The sequence below is a fragment of the Lysobacter sp. 1R34A genome (assembly GCF_051217035.1).
Classification (GTDB): domain Bacteria; phylum Pseudomonadota; class Gammaproteobacteria; order Xanthomonadales; family Xanthomonadaceae; genus Lysobacter.
In genome coordinates, this window is sequence record NZ_JBPKJP010000087.1 from 1 (window position 1) to 17,743 (window position 17,743).

The following is a 17,743-nucleotide window of genomic DNA, read 5'->3' on the forward strand; positions in this document are numbered from 1 at the left end:
GCCGCCTTGACCGGCACCGCGACCGCCGTCAGCCTGCCTAGGCCGGTCGACACCATCGCGGCCGAGCCGACCCGTCCGGCCGCGCCGCCGGTCCAGGTCGCCAGCGCGACGCCTCCGCAGAGCAGCTCGGTCACGCCCAAGCCGCCGGCCGTTGCCGCGACCCAGGGCAACGCCAAGCCGGCCGCCGTGCTCAACGACAACACCCGCTACCTGCTCCAGGCCGGCGCCTTCCAGGCTTCGGGACAGGCCGAGGAGATGAAGGCCAAGATCGCGATGCTCGGCCTCGGCGCGCGGGTCGAATCGGCGCAGATCAGCGGCAAGACCGTGTACCGCGTGCGCATGGGGCCCTACGGCACCGCCAGCGACCTGGCCGACGCCAAACGCAAGCTCGCCGACGGCGGACTGCCCGGCATGGCGATAAAGGTGCAGTAAGCCTGCGTCGCCGCGGGACATGCGAAAAGGCCGGGCCGCAAGCCCGGCCTTTTTATTGGCCGCGGTTTCATTCGACAGGATCGATGGCGCGCGGCCTCTGCCGCCAGGGTCGATCGCCTACGCAAGCCGTGCGCGTGCTCGCGCAGTCGGTGGCCGGCCGGACTACGCGCGATTCAACCGGCGCTCGCAACCGCGCGCGGCTGCAGCCGCAATGGATGCGTCCGCCGCGTCTGCCGTCACCAGGCGCGAACCGCCGGCAAAGATTGCCGTACCGCGTCACCGCGCGTCGGCGCAGCGCCACCTTCCGGCAGCGCGCCCGGCCACAGCGCGACGCCGGTCACCCTGCGTCGCGACGGCGCCGAAGTAGACTGCGGCCGCTACGTAGTCGTTGGGGATCGGATGGACAAGCGCATTCTTCTGGGCTGCCTGAGTGCGGCAGGCGTGCTGTTGTTGTTCGGCATTTTCATCAAGTTCCTCGGCCTGGACGCCAGCCAGACGATCGAGACCGGCGCCGGCGCGATCCCGCTGCTCGACGTGTTCGGAGCCTTGATCGCCATGGGCGTCGGCGGCGCGATCGCGCGCCATGCGCATTTCCGCTGGATCGCCCTGCTGCTGATGGTGGCGATGTGGGTGCTGACCCTGTGGACGGTCGTCTCGATGGCCCTACCTGATAGCCCGCTGCCGATGCGCTCGCTGGCCGGCGCGCTGCGCTACAACGCGGTCGCCATCGTCCTGACCGTCGTCGCCGCTTTCGCCGGCGCGATTCTCGGCGAGCGAATCGCGCAACGGCGCGACCGGCCGGCCGCGCGCTAAGCGGCCCTGCGTTCAGCCCTCGCGTCGCGCGCTCGCATCGCCGCGACGCGACGGCCGCATCTGCGACGCAACAAAAAAACCCGCACGCGGCCGCGGGCGGGTTTTCGTGGTTCGCTGAACCCCGGGCTCGCGCTCAGGCTTCGAGGCTGGCCGCGCTGTCCGGGGCCGGGTCCGTGGCTTCGACCGCCGCCACCGGCCGCACGCGCTTGAGCGCGATCAGGGCCGAGGTGTCCGACTCGCCGTAACCGCGTTCGATCAGCTCGGCGTAATCGGCCACGGCCTGGTCGATGGTCTGGGTGCGGATGCCGCTGTCGCGGGCGATGCCCTGGACGATGCGCAGGTCCTTGAGCATGTGCAGGCACTTGAAGCCGGGCGCGAACTCGTCGCGCAGCATGGTCGCGCCGCGCTTGTCGAGGAACCAGTTGCTGGCTGCGCCGGCCATCAGGGTCGGCAGCAGGCGCTCCGGATCCAAGCCGAGCTTCTCGCCGAGCGCCAGGCCTTCGCAGACCGCCTCGTTGATGCCGGCGACCAGGATCTGGTTGATGGCTTTGGTCGCCTGGCCGGCGCCGGTCGCGCCCATGTGGGTGATGCGTGCGGCATAAGCGTCGATCACGCCGCGCACGCGTTCGAGCTGGGCTTCGTCGCCGCCGACCATGATCGACAGCTTGCCGTTGCGCGCGCCTTCGACGCCGCCGGACACCGGCGCATCGAGGAAGCCGATGTCGTGCACCGCCAGCAAGGCGGCGGCGCGGCGCGCGGTTTCGACCGACACCGTGGAATGGTCGACCACGATCGCGCCGGGCTTGAGCACTTCGGCCAGGGCCGCGACGTTTTCCAGCACGTCGGCGTCGAGCGACACGCACAGCACGACCAGATCGCAGTCGGCGAAATTGGCCGCCGAGCGGGCGGCGCGTACGTCCAGCTCCGAGGCCAGCGCATCGGCCTTGGCCTGCGTCCGGTTGCCGACCGCGGTCAGCACGCCCTTGCTATGCACGTAACGCGCCATCGGCGCGCCCATGGCTCCCAGACCAATAACCCCTGCTTTCATTTCGACCTTCTGCCCGTTCGGGCGCTGATATTGCAAAAAAACCATGATGCCGCCGTCGGCGTACCGCCCGATCGGCTGTGGACAGTACCGCGATCCCGCCCGCCCGTGCGACCGGCGCGGCCGGGCGACGTCGATGCGTCCCAGTCTGGGTCTCCGGGGTCCCCTGCTGCCTGAACGCGCCAAGCCACGCGCAGTGAACCCGGCTTGCGCCGCCCGACCTGCACGCTCAGACCGGGCTCAGACCTGCCATTCGTAGACGTCGATCCGCGACGACCCGCTCAGGTGCAGCGGGTCGCGGAACGCCATCACCCGGGCTTCGTCGAGGTCCGATGCGCGCAGTACGTAAGCGCCGCCGCTCTTGTCGCCGAAGCCGCCGGCCAGCTCCAGCCGGCCCTGCCCGCGCAATTCATCGAGGAAATCCCGGTGCGGCCCGATCTGCGCCGTATCGAATTGCGGCAGGCGCATGGCCATGACCAGATAGCGGTTCGTCGTCATCGTTCAGGCCAGCGGTGCGTCGTCGAGATAGGTGTAGCCGGTCAGACCGGTTTCCAGCGCCTCGTCGAGACGGCGCGCCTCCTCGGCCGGCAGGTTGGCCGCGGCGACCTTGCTGCGATACGCCTCGCGCAAGTCGGCCAGCTTGTAGCCGACGTAGTCGAGCATGACGTCGGTGGTATCGCCGCGCCGCTGCTGGGCGAGGCGGTAGCCGTCGCCGTCCACGCGCACTTCGACCGCGTCGGTGTCGCCGAACAGGTTGTGGATGTCGCCGAGGATTTCCTGGTAGGCGCCGACCAGGAAGAAGCCCAGGCGATAGCTCTCGCCCGGCTTTAGGGCATGCAGCGGCAAGGAAGTGTCCAGGCCTTCGTTCTCGACGTAGGTGTCGATCTTGCCGTCCGAGTCGCAGGTCAGGTCGGCGATCACGCCGCGCCGGTCCGGCGCTTCGTTCAGGCGCTCGATCGGCGCGATCGGGAACACCTGGTCGATCGCCCACACGTCCGGCATCGATTCGAACACGCTGAAATTGACGAAGTACTTGTCGACGAGGCGTTCGTTCAACTCGTCGAGCAGGTCGCGATGGCTCTTCTCGCTGCCGTCCAGGCGCGCGCGCACCGCATGCGCGATCGCATAGAACAGATCGTCGATGCGCGCGCGATGGGTCAGGTCGATCTGGCCGAGCGCATACAGCGACAAGCCCTCGCCGTGGTGGTGCTGGGCCTCGTGGAACAGCTCCACCGCCGGGCGCTGGTCGAGCTCGTCGTGGATCTCGCGCAAGTGGCGGATCACCGCCGGCTCGTCGTCGTGGGCCGGCGGCACGCGGCCTTCCGGCGCCTCCTCGATCTCCGAGACGTTGGCGACCAGCACCGCGTGGTGCGCGGTCATCGCGCGGCCGCATTCGGTGACCAGGCGCGGCGGGGTCAGGCCGTATTCCTGGCAGGCCTCGGCGAGCGGCTGGATGATGTTCGAAGCGTACTGGTTGACGCCGTAGTTGATCGAGCAATAGCTGCGCGAACGGGTGCCTTCGTAGTCGATGCCGAGGCCGCCGCCGACGTCCATGTAGCGCACGTTGGCGCCGAGCTTGGACAGTTCGACGAAATAGCGGGTCGCCTCGCGCATGCCGTTGGCGATGTCGCGCACGTTGGAGATCTGCGAGCCCATGTGGAAATGCAGCAGGCCCAGGCAATCCTGCAGGCCGTTGTCGCGCAGCTGCTTCCACAAGTCCAGCACCTGGCGCGGGCTCAGGCCGAACTTGGCCTTGTCGCCGCCGCTGTTCTGCCACTTGCCGGCGCCGAGCGAGGCCAGCCGCATGCGCACGCCTAGGCCCGGCTTCACCCCGAGCGCCTTGGCTTCCTCGAACACCACCTGCAGCTCGGACGGCTTCTCGACGACGATGTAGGTCTCCATGCCGAGCTTGCGGCCGATCAGGGCCAGGCGGATGTACTCGCGATCCTTGTAGCCGTTGCAGACGATCAGGCCGCCGGGCCGGCTCAGCGCCAGCACCGCCATCAGCTCGGGCTTGCTGCCCGCTTCCAGGCCGAAGCCTTCGCCGGCGTGCGAGGCCAGCGTGCCGGCCACGCCCTGGTGCTGGTTGACCTTGATCGGATACACCGCGGTGTAGCCGCCGGCGTAGTCCCAGTCGCGCATCGCCTGGGCGAACGCGCTCTGCAGCTTGCCGAGGCGGTCGCCGAGGATGTCCGGGAAGCGCACCAGCATGGGCAGCTTGGCGCCGGCCGCGCGGGCGGCATCGACCACCTCGGGCAGCGCCACGGTCGGGCCGCGCTCGCCGCGCGGGCTCACCGCGATCCGGCCGGCCGCATCGATGTCGAAATATCCTTCGGACCAGTGGGGGATCGAGTAGGTCTTGCGGGCCTGATCGAGCGACCAGTCGGACATCGGCGTGTTACCGGACAGTGTGGGGAACACGCATTCTACAGGCCGCATCCCCGGAGGGGACCGGGCGCGGGCGCCGGGGGCCGGCCGGATCGGCAAACCCGGGCCGATCGCGACCTGCGTTCATACAGTCCGTTTCATATGGGTCCGCTACAATCCGCGCCCCCGGCCCCGAAAAGCCAGGTTCCCGAAACCCGCTGCCGGCCCAGGCGCGCCCGCGCCGGCCCGATCCAGCGATCCCGCGGCAGCGGCGCCCGGCGCCGCTCCACGCAGCACACCCAATCCGCACGGCCTTACCAGGAAGCAACGGCATGACTACCGAACCGACGTGGCACTACGAAAACTTCGAGCCGACCGGCTCGTCCATCGGCTACCGCGTCACCCGCAAGCTCGACGAGGTCCAGTCGCCGTTCCAGAAGATCGAGATCTTCGAGACGACCGACTGGGGCAACCTGATGTTGATCGACGGCGCGGTGATGCTGACCACGCGCGACAACTTCCTGTACCACGAGATGATGTCGCACCCGGCGCTGTTCACCCATCGCGCGCCGAAGAACGTCGTCATCATCGGCGGCGGCGACTGCGGCACCCTGCGCGAAGTGCTCAAGCACGACGGCGTGACCGAGGCCGTGCAGTGCGACATCGACGAGCAGGTCACCCGCATGGCCGAAAAGTGGTTCCAGGAACTGTGCGACCGCAACGACGACCCGCGCGCGCAACTGCTGTTCGACGACGGCATCGCCTACATGGCCAATCGCGCGCCCGACAGCGTCGACCTGATCATCGTCGACTCCACCGACCCGGTCGGCCCGGCCGAAGGCTTGTTCAACAAGGCCTTCTACGACAGCTGCTTCCGCGCTCTGCGCGAGGACGGCATCCTGGTCCAGCAGTCCGAATCGCCGCTGATGCTGATCGAGCTGATCAAGGAAATGCGCACCGAGATGGGCAAGGCGGGCTTCAAGACCTTCAAGACCCTGCCCTTCCCGCAGCCGTGCTACCCGACCGGCTGGTGGAGCTGCACCCTGGCGCGCAAGGGCGGGGATTTCGAATTCCGCGAAGCCGACGCCCAGGCCAAGACCTTCGCCAGCAAGTACTACAACGCCGGCATCCACCGCGGCGCGCTGTCGACCCCGGCCTTCGTGGCCGAGGCCCTGGGCGAATAAGGCCCGCGCGGCGCGTCGACCCGCGCCTGGCGTCGGTCGAGAAAAGAAAAGCCCCGCTCGCGCGGGGCTTTTTTGTGCATGCAATCCGCTTCGTGTCGCGCTCGGCGGCCAACCGTTCTTCGCGGATCGGCGACGCTTTACTCCTGCGGCCTCACCCCGAGATAGGCGCCGGCGACGTACTCGGTGATCCAGGGGTTGTCGTCCTCCAGCTCGAACGCCCGATCGAACATCCGTTCCGCGGTCGCGCGGTCGCCCTGCAATAGATAGTGCGCCCCGACCTCGGCATGCGCCTTGGCATCGTCGTGGTTGCTGGCGATGAAGCGGTCGAACAGCGGCTTCGCCTTCGTCCACTCGCCGGCTTCGGCGTATACGCGCGCGATGCGATACACATCGCTGTCCTCGTGCTTGCCCGAGAGAATCGCATCGAACACCGACTGCCCCTGCGGCTTCAGACCGCCGAGGTAATACACCCGGCCCGCGCCGATCCGCTCCCAGCTACCGTTCTTGCCGGCCTGCACCAGCGCGAACTCCAGCAGCGCCTTGGCCGCCGCTTCCGGCGCCTTCTGGCGGTACGTCGCGGCCGTGGGCTGCGACTTCTTCGCCGCCTGGCTCGCGCCGATGCCACAGCCGAAAAGAACCACGGCCATCGCCGTCATTATGTGTGCCTTCATGCAACGCTTCCCCCTGTTGGAAACCGAACCATATCAGCTGGGGGCAGGCCTCCGCTTCTGCGCTGAGGGTGCTTTCGGCGTACCGCAGGCGGGCCGATCCGGCCGTCAGGCCGCCGCGCCGAACAACGTCGCCATGCCGACATTCAAACCGTAGCCGCCGACGGTCAGCACGGCGAACAGCACCGCGGCGAGCAGCATCGGTTTCGGGCCGGCCTGGCGGACCGCGCCGGCCTGCGTGCGCAAGCCCAGCGCGGCCATCGCCATCGCCAGCAGCACGGTGTCGATCTGCACGATCGCCGCCTTCCACGGCTCCGGCAGCAGGTGCAGCGAGTTGAAACCGCTGACCGCGACGAACCACAGCGCGAACCAGGGCACCACGATCTTCGACTTCGCCGCGCCCGGCGCGGCGCCGATCCGCGAGGACAGCAGCAGCAGGAACGGCGCCAGCAGCATCACCCGCAGCATTTTCTCGATCACCGCCGCCGAGGCCGCGGATTCGCCGACCGCGCGGCCGGCGACGACCACCTGGGCGACTTCGTGGATGGTCGAGCCCGCATAGACGCCGTAGGCGTGTTCGCTGAGCCCCAGGTAAGGGTAAAGCACCGGGTAGACGAACATGCCGAGGGTGCCGAACACCACCACGGTGGCGACCGCGACCGACACCTTGTGCGCCTGTGCGTGCACCACTGGCTCGGCCGCCATCACCGCGGCGGCGCCGCAGATCGCGCTGCCGGCACCGATCAGCATCGAGGTCTCGCGGTCGAGCTTGAGCCAACGCGTGCCCAGCCAGGTCGCCAGGCCGAACACGCCGGCGACCACGACCACATCGATCGCCAAGCCGGCCACGCCGACCCCGGCGATCTCCTGGAAGGTCACCCGGAAGCCGTACAGGACGATGCCGAGCCGCAACAGGCTGCCCTTGCTGAAGTCCACGCCGCTGCCGGCGGCGGAAGCGAGCGCGGGGAAGACGCTGTTGCCGACGGCGATGCCGAGCACGATCGCCAAGGTCAGCGCGCTCAGCCCCCAGGCCTGCAGGGCCGGCAGCGAGGCCAGCGCCATCGCCGTTGCGGCGATCGCCGCCACCAGCGCCAGCCCCGTCCACAATCCCGGCGGACGGGCCAGGCCCGGTTGCGGGGAGGCGGCGGGCGAAGACGGGTTCAGCACGGACACGGCGGCGAACTCCAGGGCAGCGGCAGGTCGAAAGCGGCGCCAAGGTAGGCCCGCGCGTCCGGGGAGTCCAATACATATAATTCAAGTATCCATGAACTGAGCTCATGCCATGAACCTGCACCTGTTGCGCGTGTTCCTGACCGTGGTCGAGCAACAGAGCTTTTCGCGCGCGGCCGAGGCCTTGTTCGTCAGCCAGTCGGCGGTGTCGAAAGCGGTGCGCGAACTCGAACACCAGCTCGACCTGCCGCTGATCGAACGCGGCGGCGCCGACGCCAAGGCGGTGCGCGGCGTGCAACTGACCGATCACGGCCGCGCGGTGTTCGAACATGCGCGGGCGATCTTCGCCCTGGAACGCATCGCCAGCGAGGACGTGCGCGACCGGGTCGAACTGCGCCAGGGCAGCCTGCGCATCGGCGCCAGCACCACGGTGGCGGCGTACTGGCTGCCGCAGAGCCTCGGCCCGTTCGTGCGCCGCCATGCCGGGCTGACCGTCGAACTGGTGGTCGGCAACACCGAGCAAATCAGCCGCGCAGTAGTCGATTGCCGGGTGGACGTCGGTTTCGTCGAAGGCGCGGTCGAGGATGCGCGCATCCAGTCCACGCTATGGCGCAGCGAGCCTTTACGCCTGATCGCCGCCGCCGACAGCCCCCTGGGCGCCAGGCGTCGTCCGTCCCTGGCCGAACTCGCGCGCCAGACCTGGCTGGTGCGCGAACAAGGCTCGGGCACGCGCCAGGTCGCGCAATCGCTGTTCGCCGCGCGCGGCATCGCCCCGGCGCGGGTGATCGAGATCGGCAGCAACGAAGCGATCGCGCACGCGGTCGCCGCCGACGCCGGCATCGCCCTGTTGCCGGAAACCGTGGTCGCCGACCTGGTCACCATGCGGCGGGTGCGCACGATCAAACTCGACGAAGACGGGTCGATGACCCGCCCGCTGTATCGCCTGGAACTGGTCAATCGCCCGCGCGCGCCGGCGCTGCAGGCCTTTCTCGATCAGGGCGGGGCCGCGGGCCCCGCGTTGCACGCGCGCAAGCCGGTTCGACGCCGCTAGCTGGCGTTCAGCCTGAACGATCGTCGGTTCGCGGCCGGGATGGCCGCAGCGACGCATCGCAGCCGCGCCGGCAACCCCAGCCGGGCTTCGCTTACAGCGCGTCGCCGTCCATTTCGCCGGTGCGGATGCGCACCGCGCGTTCGAGATCCCAGACGAAGATCTTGCCGTCGCCGATCTTGCCGGTGCCGGCCGCCTTCATGATCGCCTCGACCACGGTGTCGACCTGGTCGTCGGTCACCGCGACTTCGAGCTTGATCTTGGGCAGGAAATCGACCACGTACTCGGCGCCGCGATACAGCTCGGTATGCCCCTTCTGGCGCCCGAAGCCCTTGACCTCGGTCGCGGTGATCCCGGCCACGCCGGCCTCGGCCAGCGCCTCGCGCACGTCGTCGAGCTTGAACGGCTTGATCACCGCCATGACCATCTTCATCGTCGATCTCCTCGCAATCGGGCGAAGGATAACGTGCCACGGCGTCGCGACCTAGGTCCGACGCGGGTCACGCCGCCCGTCGGACGGCGTTCACACCGTCTCCGCGCGCTGCGTTGGACGATGAGGACAAAGCGCTTGCGAGCCTCGCCGGCGCCGTGATGTAGTGACCGCGTCATCCACTTCGGACTTTTCCGACAACCCGCCACGGCTCCGGCCGACGGCGCGGTCCCGGTCCGGCGGTCAAGCTGACCCCATTGCCGGAGGAGCTTTCCCCACATGATCGACCTGAACTACATCGACGACCTCGCCCGCCGCCTCAGCTCGCTGCTTCCCCCGGGCTTGCGCGAGAGCCGCGAGGAAATACAGCAGAACTTCAAGTCCGTACTGCAGACCGGCCTGTCCAAGCTCGAGCTGGTCACCCGCGAGGAGTTCGAAGTCCAGCGCGCGGTGTTGCTGCGCACCCGCGAAAAGCTCGACGAGCTCCAGCGCACCGTCGCCGAGCTCGAAGCGCAACTCGACGACGCTTCCACGCCCCAGCACTGAGCCCCGCCATGAACCTGGCACTCGTGCACAGCCGTGCGCGATCGGGCGTCCGTGCGCCCGCGGTCCGGGTCGAGGTCCACCTCGGCGGCGGGCTGCCGAGCATGTCGATCGTCGGCCTGCCCGAAGCGGCGGTGCGCGAAGCCAAGGACCGGGTCCGCGCCGCGATCCAGTGCGCGCAGTTCGAATTTCCGCAGCGCCGCATCACCGTCAACCTGGCCCCGGCCGACCTGCCGAAGGACGGCGGCCGCTACGATCTCGCCATCGCCCTGGGCATCCTCGCCGCGAGCGGGCAGGTCCCGCTCGAAGCGCTCAACGAATACGAATTCCTCGGCGAGCTCGGTCTGACCGGCGAGTTGCGGGCGATCGACGGCGTGCTGCCGGCCGCGCTCGCGGTCGCCGCGCTCGGGCGCCGCCTGATCGTGCCGGCCGGCAACGGCGCCGAAGCCGCGCTCGCCAGCCGCGTCGAAGCGCGCACCGGCCGCACCCTGCTCGAAGTCTGCGCCATGCTGTGCGGCCAGGCCGAACTGCCGCAGGCCCAGGCCGCGCCGCTGTTGCGACCGCCCGGCCTCGACATGCGCGATGTGCGCGGCCAGGCGCAGGCGCGGCGCGCGCTCGAAATCGCCGCCGCGGGCGGTCACCACCTGTTGCTGATCGGCCCGCCCGGCTGCGGCAAGACCCTGCTCGCCTCGCGCCTGCCCGGCCTGCTGCCCGAGGCCAGCGAGGAAGAAGCGCTGGAGACCGCCGCGATCGCCTCGGTCGCCGGCGGCGCGCATGGCCATGGCCTCGATCCCGCACGCTGGCGCGAACGCCCGTTCCGCTCGCCGCACCACACCGCCAGCGCGGTCGCCCTGGTCGGCGGCGGCGCCGATCCGCGTCCCGGCGAGATTTCGCTGGCCCATCAGGGTGTGCTGTTTCTCGACGAACTGCCCGAGTGGGAACGGCGCGCCCTGGAAGTGCTGCGAGAGCCGCTGGAGTCCGGCGTGGTCACGGTCTCGCGCGCCGCGCGCAGCGCCGAATTCCCGGCGCGCTTCCAACTGGTGGCGGCGATGAACCCCTGCCCCTGCGGCTGGGCCGGCGACAGCAGCGGGCGCTGCCGTTGCGCCGGCGAAGCGATCCGCCGTTACCGCGCGCGCATCTCCGGGCCCTTGCTCGACCGCATCGACCTGCACATCGAAGTGCCCCGCCTGCCGTCCTCGGCGCTGCGCCCCGACCAGCCCTGCGGCGAAAGCAGCGCCGCCATCCGCGAGCGCGTCGTCGCTGCGCGCCAACGTCAAGCGGCGCGCAGCGGCAAGAGCAACTCGCAACTCAGCCAGACCGAGACCACGGCGACCTGCGCCATCGGCGCCTCCGACCATGCACTGCTCGAACGCGCCGTCGACGCCTTGCAGCTTTCGGCGCGCTCGATGCACCGCATCCTGCGGGTCGCCCGCACCATCGCCGACCTCGCCGAGAGCCCGCACATCGCCACGGCGCATTTGACCGAGGCGATCGGGTATCGGCGGGGGGAGCGGGACGTTAGTGTTTAGCCACGGCTGGAAAAAGGATTGTGGCTGACTCGCGGCAGCCGATCGGCCCTAGACAGCACCACGGCGACCACGAGGCCCCTACGAAGCGTCTAACGACATAGTCCCAGGCGAACTTGGCCTAACCGCGGGTCGCACTATTTGCCCGAGACGCCTGCGGCAACACTTTATGCCTCAGTGCTGCCAGCGCCCCGCCGGCATTGGGCACGCACGCACATGGGGCACGCCGCGTTGGCTCCTCCCAGCAATCGGCTCATCGCGCCTTGGCCGTGTCGGGCGATTGCATCGATCGCAAACCTCGCTGAGCGATCGCTATCGGATGATGTAGGTGTGATACACCACTCGGCCGTGCGGCAGCGGCCGCATCAAGGTCTGACTGTTCGAGGACTTTAGGCTCTGCTTGAGCTGCAGATAGGCCCTGTTCCAATCGAGCTGCGATCCGCCGACGCCGCTGCGGTTGACCGCCTGCACTTCGCACAGGGTCTGTCGACATTCGACCTTGGCAATTTCCAGACCCGGGCCATATTTTTTACTCAGATTGGCGACCACATTGGATATGGTGTATTCGGACGACGAAGCCCATGCTTCGTCGCGTTGCTCTTGCGAAAACAGGCGCTCAAGGTCGCGAACTTCGTCCGACCCGGCGCGCCCCGCCCTGATGTCGTCCGCCAGCAAATCCAACGCCTTTCTGTTGGCGTCGCGCTCAGCGGCAGCCACTGCCGAAGTCGGAGCCAGGCTCCTGAGTTCGTCTTGCTTAGCCGGGGCTTTCCCGGCGACTGCCTCATTGGGCGCAGCCTCCGCCGCTTTCACCGCCGAATCGTTCTCTGTGCTCTGTCCACGAGCATCCGCCTGCAAATCGGCCTTCTTTTCGCACCCCGCGCAGACGACGCACAAAAGGCTAAGTCCCGCGAACACTGCATGGGCCATGCCCCTCGCCCTGCTAGCAACGCGGTCGTTATTTGGGTGACTTAGAGATCGATACTTTTTCATTCTTTACTCCGGCCGTCTTTAGTGGGCTCTCGGAAGAGACAGTGATGGTCGCCATCCTAGGAGCACGCGTCCCTTTATCGAGCGGACAGGAATTACGCCAAAGCTCCGGGAGTCCACGGATTTGTAGCTATTGTCGCCGATGACGAACACATAGCCCGCAGGCACGCGAACACGCGTGATTGTTCGTTTCCGGTCAGCCGTAGGTCTCGGCGCCGCAAATGTCGGAAAAAATCTGGAGTTGACGAATACCTGCCCTCGTTCCCGGGTTTCCACGACATCGCCTGCAATCGCAATCAACTGTTTAACAATGTACTTCTCTTGCTGGAGGGCAACGACGATACTGTCCCGATCTCCACCTTCCTCCCCAATGCCTTCATTGATCCTTGCGACGAGTACGAGGTCGCCGCGACGTATGGTAGGCGACATCGACTCCAGATCGACTCTCATGACTTTAAAGAACAGGGCCAATGCAGCACCCGCCGCTAAAGGCAGAAGGCATAAGGCGAATTTGCTTGCCAACTTCAAGGCTGTACGATCTTGTGTGAGCTCTTGGCCGCCAAGATCGCTTGCTGTCGCCCGGTGACGGCCACACCCGCTGCCGTCAGATCCCTAAGATTCGCCCTGACAAGAATCGCGTTTCGATAGCCATGATGGAACTTGAACTTTTGCGCCACGCGCTTGCAGCGCGACAAAACGCCATGGCCTGCGTCACCAATCTCACATGACGGGTTATAGTTACAGAAAATATACACTTCAGCGTTCTTATCAAATATGGTCAGCGCGTGACGATCCATCCTATCTTCTGAGATATTCACAGCACCAACTATATGACCCTCGGAATATTTTTCTTCTGTTCTCAGGTCGACGACATTCAGCGCACGGTCGCGGTACTTGCGGATAAATTGCTCGGCGCTGACACTCTCTACATCGTCGCCAGTGAGAGTGAGGATGTTCTCTTTGGCGATCTCTGCGCTGATTGCCTTCTCGGCCAATCCCTCGGCCGCATCGATATAATCAAGCGGCAACGAAGCGAGTGCAAACCCAATAGCGCCGACAAATGCAGCGTTCAGTACTTTGTGGATCAACTGCCAACGGCTCATATTGTATGACTCGGAAAGGTTGATCGCTTGCATTGGCGATGCGATCTCGCAGCCGGCCGAGCAATGCCGGCCAACTGCGAGCTATAGGATCAATCAACAGTCATCGCCATTTTGACAGGTAGTGGACCCGTGGTCGGTGCGGACTGTGCAGTGCGAGTACCCATACGGATACCTTACATATCGACACTCTGCCGTACTGGTCCCGACACCGGTACAAATATGACAGGCTTCCGCCGTGCTAGTCACGGCGCCTACCGATACGAACGCTGCGACGGCCAAGCCTAAAGTTATTGCTACAGATTTAAGGTTCATAACCACTCCTTGTCGATGATGACGGCAGGCAATGAACAACCTGCCAAGCTTGCCTACTAGTCCCCGATCACGAACCGGAGAATCAGTCGAATACAGCAAGCTGCGTGCGGTCGTCAAGGCACACCAGCCCCGAAAATCGAGAGCGATAATAGACCCGTAAAATTCGCCGAGAAGTCGCAAGAAATCTAATAGATATTCCCACTCGACTTGGGATAGAGAAACACACACTGGTGTCGAATTAATAGATACTCGAACACATTCAACCAGTCTTCGTCATCGTTCGACTGATATCGGAAGCGACGCCGTCGGACATGCATCCAGAATCAGCTCATTCGTTCGAGAAGTATCAACCGCCTGATATGCGCCTCTGGTGGCAAGCTATCGATTGCGGCGAGCGACCGATAGCTCTCAGATCTTGGAATGCCCGAAGCTTGCTTACGCCTCAAGCTCCACCACGCGCGCTAACTCGGGCCAAAGATCCCGGCTCAAGCTTTCTTCTTCGACTTGGCCGTTGCGCCGACGTAATCCGCCAGATGCTGGCCGGTCAAGGTCGACTTGGCCTTGACCAGTTCGGCCGGGGTGCCTTCGAAGACGATGCGTCCGCCGTCGTGGCCGGCGCCGGGGCCCAGGTCGATGATCCAGTCGGCATGCGCCATCACCGCCTGGTGGTGCTCGATGACGATGACGGACTTGCCGGAGTCGACCAGGCGGTCGAGCAGGCCGAGCAGTTGTTCGACGTCGGCGAGGTGCAGGCCGGTGGTCGGTTCGTCGAGGATGTAGATGCCGCCCTTCTCGGCCATATGGGTGGCGAGCTTGAGGCGCTGGCGTTCGCCGCCGGACAAAGTGGTCAGCGGCTGGCCCAGGCTGAGGTAACCCAGGCCGACATCGACCAGTCGCTGCAGGATGGCGTGCGCGGCCGGCGTATGCGCCTTGCCGCCGCCGAAAAAGGCTTCGGCTTCGCTGACCGGCATCGCCAGCACTTCGCTGATGTCGCGGCCGCCGAATTTGTATTTCAGCACCGAGGCTTCGAAGCGCTTGCCTTCGCAGTCCTCGCAGGTGGTCGCGACGCCGGCCATCGTCGCCAGGTCGGTGTAGATCACGCCGGCGCCGTTGCAGGTCGGGCAGGCGCCTTCGGAGTTGGCGCTGAACAAGGCCGGCTTGACGCCGTTGGCCTTGGCGAAGGCCTTGCGGATCGGTTCGAGCAGGTCGGTGTAGGTCGCCGGGTTGCTGCGGCGCGAGCCGCGGATCGCGCCCTGGTCGACCGACACTACGGCCTCGTCGGCCGGCAGCGAGCCGTGCACCAGCGAGCTCTTGCCCGAGCCGGCCACGCCGGTGATCACGCACAGCACGCCGAGCGGAATATCCACGTCGACCTTGCGCAGGTTGTGTTTGCTGGCGCCGCGGATATTCAGCTGACCCTTGGCCTTGCGCACGCTCGGCTTGAGCGACGCGCGGTCGTCGAGATGACGGCCGGTCAGGGTGTCGCTGGCGCGCAGGCCCTCGACGCTGCCCTCGTAACAGACCCGGCCGCCGGCCGAGCCGGCGCCCGGGCCGAGGTCGACGACGTGGTCGGCGATCGCGATCGCCTCCGGCTTGTGTTCGACCACGAGCACCGTATTGCCCTTGTCGCGCAACTGCAGCAGCAACTCGTTCATGCGCTGGATGTCGTGCGGGTGCAGGCCGATGGTGGGCTCGTCGAAGACGTAGGTGACGTCGGTCAGCGACGAACCGAGGTGGCGGATCATCTTGGTGCGTTGCGCTTCGCCGCCGGACAGGGTGCCCGAGGGCCGGTCCAGCGACAGATAGCCCAGGCCGATCTCGACGAACGAGTCCAGGGTATGCAGCAGCTTGGCGAGCAGCGGCGCGACCGACGGTTCCTCGAGGCCGCGCACCCACTCGGCGAGATCGCTGATCTGCATCGCGCAGGCGTCGGCGATGTTGACCTTGCCGATCTTCGACGAGCGCGCCTCGGCGCTGAGACGGGTGCCGCCGCAGTCGGGACAGGCGCTGAAGGTCGTGGCCCGCTCGACGAAGGCGCGGATGTGCGGCTGCAGGGCGTCGACGTCCTTGGACAGGAACGACTTCTGTATCTGCGGGATCAAGCCGGTGTAGGTCAGGTTGATGCCGTCGACCTTGATCTTGGTCGGTTCCTTGTGCAGCAGGTCGTGCAGCTCTTTCTTGCTGAACTTGCGGATCGGCTTGTCGGGGTCGAAGAAACCGCAACCGTTGAAGATGCGGCCGTACCAGCCGTCCATGCTGTAGCCGGGGATGGTGATCGCGCCTTCGTTGATCGACTTGCTGTCGTCGTACAGCTGGGTCAGGTCGATGTCGGAGATCCGGCCCATGCCCTCGCAACGCGGGCACATGCCGCCGGTGCGGTTGAAGGTCTGGCGCTTGGTCTCGCCCTTGACCGTGATCGCGCCGACCGCCTGCACCGAGGCGACATTGAAGGAGAAGGCGTTGGGCGAACCGATGTGCGGTTTGCCGAGACGGCTGAACAGGATGCGCAGCATCGCGTTGGCGTCGGTGGCGGTGCCGACGGTGGAGCGGGCGTTGGCGCCCATGCGCTCCTGGTCGACGATGATCGCGGTGGTCAGGCCGTCGAGCACGTCGACGTCGGGCCGCGCCATCGTCGGCATGAAGCCTTGCACGAAGGCGCTGTAGGTCTCGTTGATCAGGCGCTGCGATTCGGCGGCGATGGTGCCGAATACCAGCGAGCTCTTGCCGGACCCGGACACGCCGGTGAACACGGTCAGCCGGCGCTTCGGCAGTTCGACGCTGAGGTCCTTGAGGTTGTTCACGCGCGCGCCCTGCACGCGGATCAGGTCGTGGCGGTCGGCCGCGTGCGGCGCCGACGACGGCGGGTGCTTCCTCGTGGCCTTGCTCATCGTGTCTCCATCGGTGGGGCGGGGCTGCGGCGGCGATGCGGCCGCCGCAGACCGACGGCCGCCCGAGGGATCCGGTGCGCGGTTTACGACAACGGCTTATCGCCTGCCGCACCGCGTTTGCCGAACCGCTTGCCCGCATACGGCAACGCGAACAAATACAGCCCGGACAGCAGCAACAGGGCGAGCGGCGCCAGCGGCACGTAGGATACCCAGACGATGGGCTGCTCCTGTGCCAGGGCGATGAAAGTCGCGATCACGGTCACCGTAAAGATCATCGACAGCCAACGGTGGATCTGCCGAATCCATTTGTTCCAGTTCACGAGAACCTCCTTCGAAGACCGGCCACCCGGCCCGGCGGAGTGCCGGCGGGCGGATTCGGTCGCGGGTGGAAGCGTGCGGCGGCGATCGAGGACAGGCTCGATCGGCTGGAATCGGTGCATGATCGCGGCGTCCGGGCCATGCGAGCGCGGGCATGAACCCGGGCGACGATCGCGCCACGCTCGAACCGAAGTCCGAGGTCGCGCGGACGAAGTCGCCGCGGATCATGGCTGCGCTCGCCTGGCGGCTCAGCCCAGTTGGTTGATGCGGATCAGGTTGCCGGACGGGTCGCGCACGGCACAGTCGCGCACGCCGTAGGGCTGGTCGATCGGCTCCTGGACGATGTCGGCGCCGGCGGCTTCGAGCCGGGCGAAGGCGCCGTCGAGATCGGGAGTCGCCAGGGTGATGATGGCGTAGGTGCCCTTGGCCATCATCTCGGCGACGGTGCGGCGCTCCTCGTCGGTGATGCCCGGAGTCGCGGCCGGCGGGTGCAGCACGATCGAAGTGGCGGGCTGGCCGACCGGGCCGACGGTGATCCAGCGCATGCCGCCGTAGGCGACGTCCTTGCGCACTTCGAAGCCGAGGGTGTCGCGGTAGAAACTCATCGCCGCGTCGGCGTCGTTGTGCGGAAGGAAGCACGCGTGAATGCTGATGTCCATGGCCGTCGTCCTGTGGGTTGGGATAGGAGCCGTCATGCTAGGTGCGGTGCGGATCGGGCGCTTCTCGATTCCTGATCGATCCGGCCCCGGCTTGGTTGCGGCGGCCTCGCGCGGTCGTCCCGCGCGAGGCGGTCGGAGTGTCCGCCGCGGCACTCGGCCGCCTCGCCATGACCAGGACCGAACGCCCCGGCTCCAGCCGCGATCCGGGTCGGGACGAGCGCGGCGCCCGGCTGCGTTCGCGCCTGGCCGC

Annotated in this window: 18 protein-coding genes; 6 read left to right on the forward strand and 12 right to left on the reverse strand. The window is 66.9% G+C overall.

The features are described 5' to 3' along the window. Together ACSAMQ_RS16240 and ACSAMQ_RS16245 are read left to right on the forward strand one after the other, a co-directional pair. Nucleotides 1-432 (forward strand): SPOR domain-containing protein (locus ACSAMQ_RS16240; RefSeq protein ID WP_435396652.1); only part of this gene is annotated, 432 nt, incomplete at its 5' end. Nucleotides 433-831: 399 nt separating this feature from the next. After that, nucleotides 832-1,245, forward strand: a complete 414-nt coding sequence (locus ACSAMQ_RS16245) for a hypothetical protein (protein ID WP_435396653.1) — start codon at nucleotides 832-834, stop codon at nucleotides 1,243-1,245. A 133-nt stretch (nucleotides 1,246-1,378) separates the two neighbouring features. Here the strand turns inward: ACSAMQ_RS16245 and ACSAMQ_RS16250 are convergent, their stop codons facing one another. The 3 genes from ACSAMQ_RS16250 to speA all read right to left on the reverse strand — a co-directional run bounded on the left by ACSAMQ_RS16250 (nucleotide 1,379) and on the right by speA (nucleotide 4,681). Then, on the reverse strand, nucleotides 1,379-2,293 hold the full coding sequence (locus ACSAMQ_RS16250) for an NAD(P)-dependent oxidoreductase (RefSeq protein ID WP_435396654.1): 915 nt from the start codon (nucleotides 2,291-2,293) through the stop codon (nucleotides 1,379-1,381). Between the two features lie 237 nt (nucleotides 2,294-2,530). Beyond that, the gene (locus ACSAMQ_RS16255; RefSeq protein ID WP_435396655.1) at nucleotides 2,531-2,788 is read right to left on the reverse strand and encodes a YciI family protein; all 258 of its coding nucleotides are present in this window, start codon (nucleotides 2,786-2,788) and stop codon (nucleotides 2,531-2,533) included. Between the two features lie 3 nt (nucleotides 2,789-2,791). Beyond that, nucleotides 2,792-4,681: an arginine decarboxylase gene (speA, locus tag ACSAMQ_RS16260; RefSeq protein ID WP_435396656.1), complete on the reverse strand. Its 1,890-nt coding sequence runs from the start codon at nucleotides 4,679-4,681 to the stop codon at nucleotides 2,792-2,794. Nucleotides 4,682-4,989: 308 nt separating this feature from the next. Here speA and speE point away from each other — a divergent pair, with 308 nt between their 5' ends. Next, nucleotides 4,990-5,841, forward strand: coding sequence for a polyamine aminopropyltransferase (gene speE / locus ACSAMQ_RS16265; protein ID WP_435396657.1), 852 nt, complete (start codon nucleotides 4,990-4,992; stop codon nucleotides 5,839-5,841). A gap of 137 nt (nucleotides 5,842-5,978) precedes the next feature. Here the strand turns inward: speE and ACSAMQ_RS16270 are convergent, their stop codons facing one another. Both ACSAMQ_RS16270 and ACSAMQ_RS16275 read right to left on the reverse strand, forming a co-directional pair. After that, nucleotides 5,979-6,512: a tetratricopeptide repeat protein gene (locus tag ACSAMQ_RS16270; protein WP_435396658.1), complete on the reverse strand. Its 534-nt coding sequence runs from the start codon at nucleotides 6,510-6,512 to the stop codon at nucleotides 5,979-5,981. A gap of 105 nt (nucleotides 6,513-6,617) precedes the next feature. Beyond that, entirely contained in the window at nucleotides 6,618-7,634 is a 1,017-nt protein-coding gene (locus ACSAMQ_RS16275; RefSeq protein ID WP_435396668.1) for a YeiH family protein, read from the reverse strand. A 157-nt stretch (nucleotides 7,635-7,791) separates the two neighbouring features. On the opposite strand from ACSAMQ_RS16275, the gene ACSAMQ_RS16280 reads away from it, so the two are divergent. Then, nucleotides 7,792-8,730, forward strand: a complete 939-nt coding sequence (locus ACSAMQ_RS16280) for a LysR substrate-binding domain-containing protein (protein WP_435396659.1) — start codon at nucleotides 7,792-7,794, stop codon at nucleotides 8,728-8,730. Between the two features lie 91 nt (nucleotides 8,731-8,821). Here ACSAMQ_RS16280 and ACSAMQ_RS16285 read toward each other — a convergent pair whose 3' ends face one another. Beyond that, entirely contained in the window at nucleotides 8,822-9,160 is a 339-nt protein-coding gene (locus ACSAMQ_RS16285; RefSeq protein ID WP_031371341.1) for a P-II family nitrogen regulator, read from the reverse strand. 276 nt (nucleotides 9,161-9,436) lie between these two features. Here ACSAMQ_RS16285 and ubiK point away from each other — a divergent pair, with 276 nt between their 5' ends. Then, nucleotides 9,437-9,703: a ubiquinone biosynthesis accessory factor UbiK gene (gene ubiK, locus ACSAMQ_RS16290; protein WP_435396660.1), complete on the forward strand. Its 267-nt coding sequence runs from the start codon at nucleotides 9,437-9,439 to the stop codon at nucleotides 9,701-9,703. A gap of 8 nt (nucleotides 9,704-9,711) precedes the next feature. Further along, nucleotides 9,712-11,229 (forward strand): YifB family Mg chelatase-like AAA ATPase, encoded by a 1,518-nt coding sequence (locus tag ACSAMQ_RS16295; RefSeq protein WP_435396661.1) that lies wholly within the window; start codon nucleotides 9,712-9,714, stop codon nucleotides 11,227-11,229. A gap of 309 nt (nucleotides 11,230-11,538) precedes the next feature. Here ACSAMQ_RS16295 and ACSAMQ_RS16300 read toward each other — a convergent pair whose 3' ends face one another. The 6 genes from ACSAMQ_RS16300 to ACSAMQ_RS16325 form a co-directional block, all read right to left on the reverse strand. Next, nucleotides 11,539-12,153 (reverse strand): hypothetical protein, encoded by a 615-nt coding sequence (locus ACSAMQ_RS16300; protein WP_435396662.1) that lies wholly within the window; start codon nucleotides 12,151-12,153, stop codon nucleotides 11,539-11,541. Nucleotides 12,154-12,234: 81 nt separating this feature from the next. After that, on the reverse strand, nucleotides 12,235-12,741 hold the full coding sequence (gene lepB / locus ACSAMQ_RS16305) for a signal peptidase I (RefSeq protein WP_435396663.1): 507 nt from the start codon (nucleotides 12,739-12,741) through the stop codon (nucleotides 12,235-12,237). Then, the gene (locus ACSAMQ_RS16310) at nucleotides 12,738-13,349 is read right to left on the reverse strand and encodes a rhodanese-like domain-containing protein (protein WP_435396664.1); all 612 of its coding nucleotides are present in this window, start codon (nucleotides 13,347-13,349) and stop codon (nucleotides 12,738-12,740) included. Before ACSAMQ_RS16310 ends, lepB begins: the two co-directional genes overlap by 4 nt. 764 nt (nucleotides 13,350-14,113) lie before the next feature. Beyond that, entirely contained in the window at nucleotides 14,114-16,516 is a 2,403-nt protein-coding gene (locus tag ACSAMQ_RS16315) for an ATP-binding cassette domain-containing protein (protein WP_435396665.1), read from the reverse strand. A gap of 83 nt (nucleotides 16,517-16,599) precedes the next feature. Next, a complete protein-coding gene (locus tag ACSAMQ_RS16320; RefSeq protein ID WP_435396666.1) occupies nucleotides 16,600-16,836 on the reverse strand; it encodes a hypothetical protein in 237 nt (78 codons plus the stop codon). A 246-nt stretch (nucleotides 16,837-17,082) separates the two neighbouring features. After that, nucleotides 17,083-17,493 (reverse strand): VOC family protein, encoded by a 411-nt coding sequence (locus ACSAMQ_RS16325; RefSeq protein ID WP_435396667.1) that lies wholly within the window; start codon nucleotides 17,491-17,493, stop codon nucleotides 17,083-17,085. Nucleotides 17,494-17,743: the final 250 nt, after the last annotated feature.

Coding starts and splice junctions, on each gene's coding strand:
- ACSAMQ_RS16245 (WP_435396653.1), top strand. CDS start 832: ATGGACAAGCGCATTCTTCTGGGCTGCCTGAGTGCGGCAGGCGTGCTG.
- ACSAMQ_RS16250 (WP_435396654.1), bottom strand. CDS start 2,293: ATGAAAGCAGGGGTTATTGGTCTGGGAGCCATGGGCGCGCCGATGGCG.
- ACSAMQ_RS16255 (WP_435396655.1), bottom strand. CDS start 2,788: ATGACGACGAACCGCTATCTGGTCATGGCCATGCGCCTGCCGCAATTC.
- speA (WP_435396656.1), bottom strand. CDS start 4,681: ATGTCCGACTGGTCGCTCGATCAGGCCCGCAAGACCTACTCGATCCCC.
- speE (WP_435396657.1), top strand. CDS start 4,990: ATGACTACCGAACCGACGTGGCACTACGAAAACTTCGAGCCGACCGGC.
- ACSAMQ_RS16270 (WP_435396658.1), bottom strand. CDS start 6,512: ATGAAGGCACACATAATGACGGCGATGGCCGTGGTTCTTTTCGGCTGT.
- ACSAMQ_RS16280 (WP_435396659.1), top strand. CDS start 7,792: ATGAACCTGCACCTGTTGCGCGTGTTCCTGACCGTGGTCGAGCAACAG.
- ACSAMQ_RS16285 (WP_031371341.1), bottom strand. CDS start 9,160: ATGAAGATGGTCATGGCGGTGATCAAGCCGTTCAAGCTCGACGACGTG.
- ubiK (WP_435396660.1), top strand. CDS start 9,437: ATGATCGACCTGAACTACATCGACGACCTCGCCCGCCGCCTCAGCTCG.
- ACSAMQ_RS16295 (WP_435396661.1), top strand. CDS start 9,712: ATGAACCTGGCACTCGTGCACAGCCGTGCGCGATCGGGCGTCCGTGCG.
- ACSAMQ_RS16300 (WP_435396662.1), bottom strand. CDS start 12,153: ATGGCCCATGCAGTGTTCGCGGGACTTAGCCTTTTGTGCGTCGTCTGC.
- ACSAMQ_RS16310 (WP_435396664.1), bottom strand. CDS start 13,349: ATGCAAGCGATCAACCTTTCCGAGTCATACAATATGAGCCGTTGGCAG.
- ACSAMQ_RS16315 (WP_435396665.1), bottom strand. CDS start 16,516: ATGAGCAAGGCCACGAGGAAGCACCCGCCGTCGTCGGCGCCGCACGCG.
- ACSAMQ_RS16325 (WP_435396667.1), bottom strand. CDS start 17,493: ATGGACATCAGCATTCACGCGTGCTTCCTTCCGCACAACGACGCCGAC.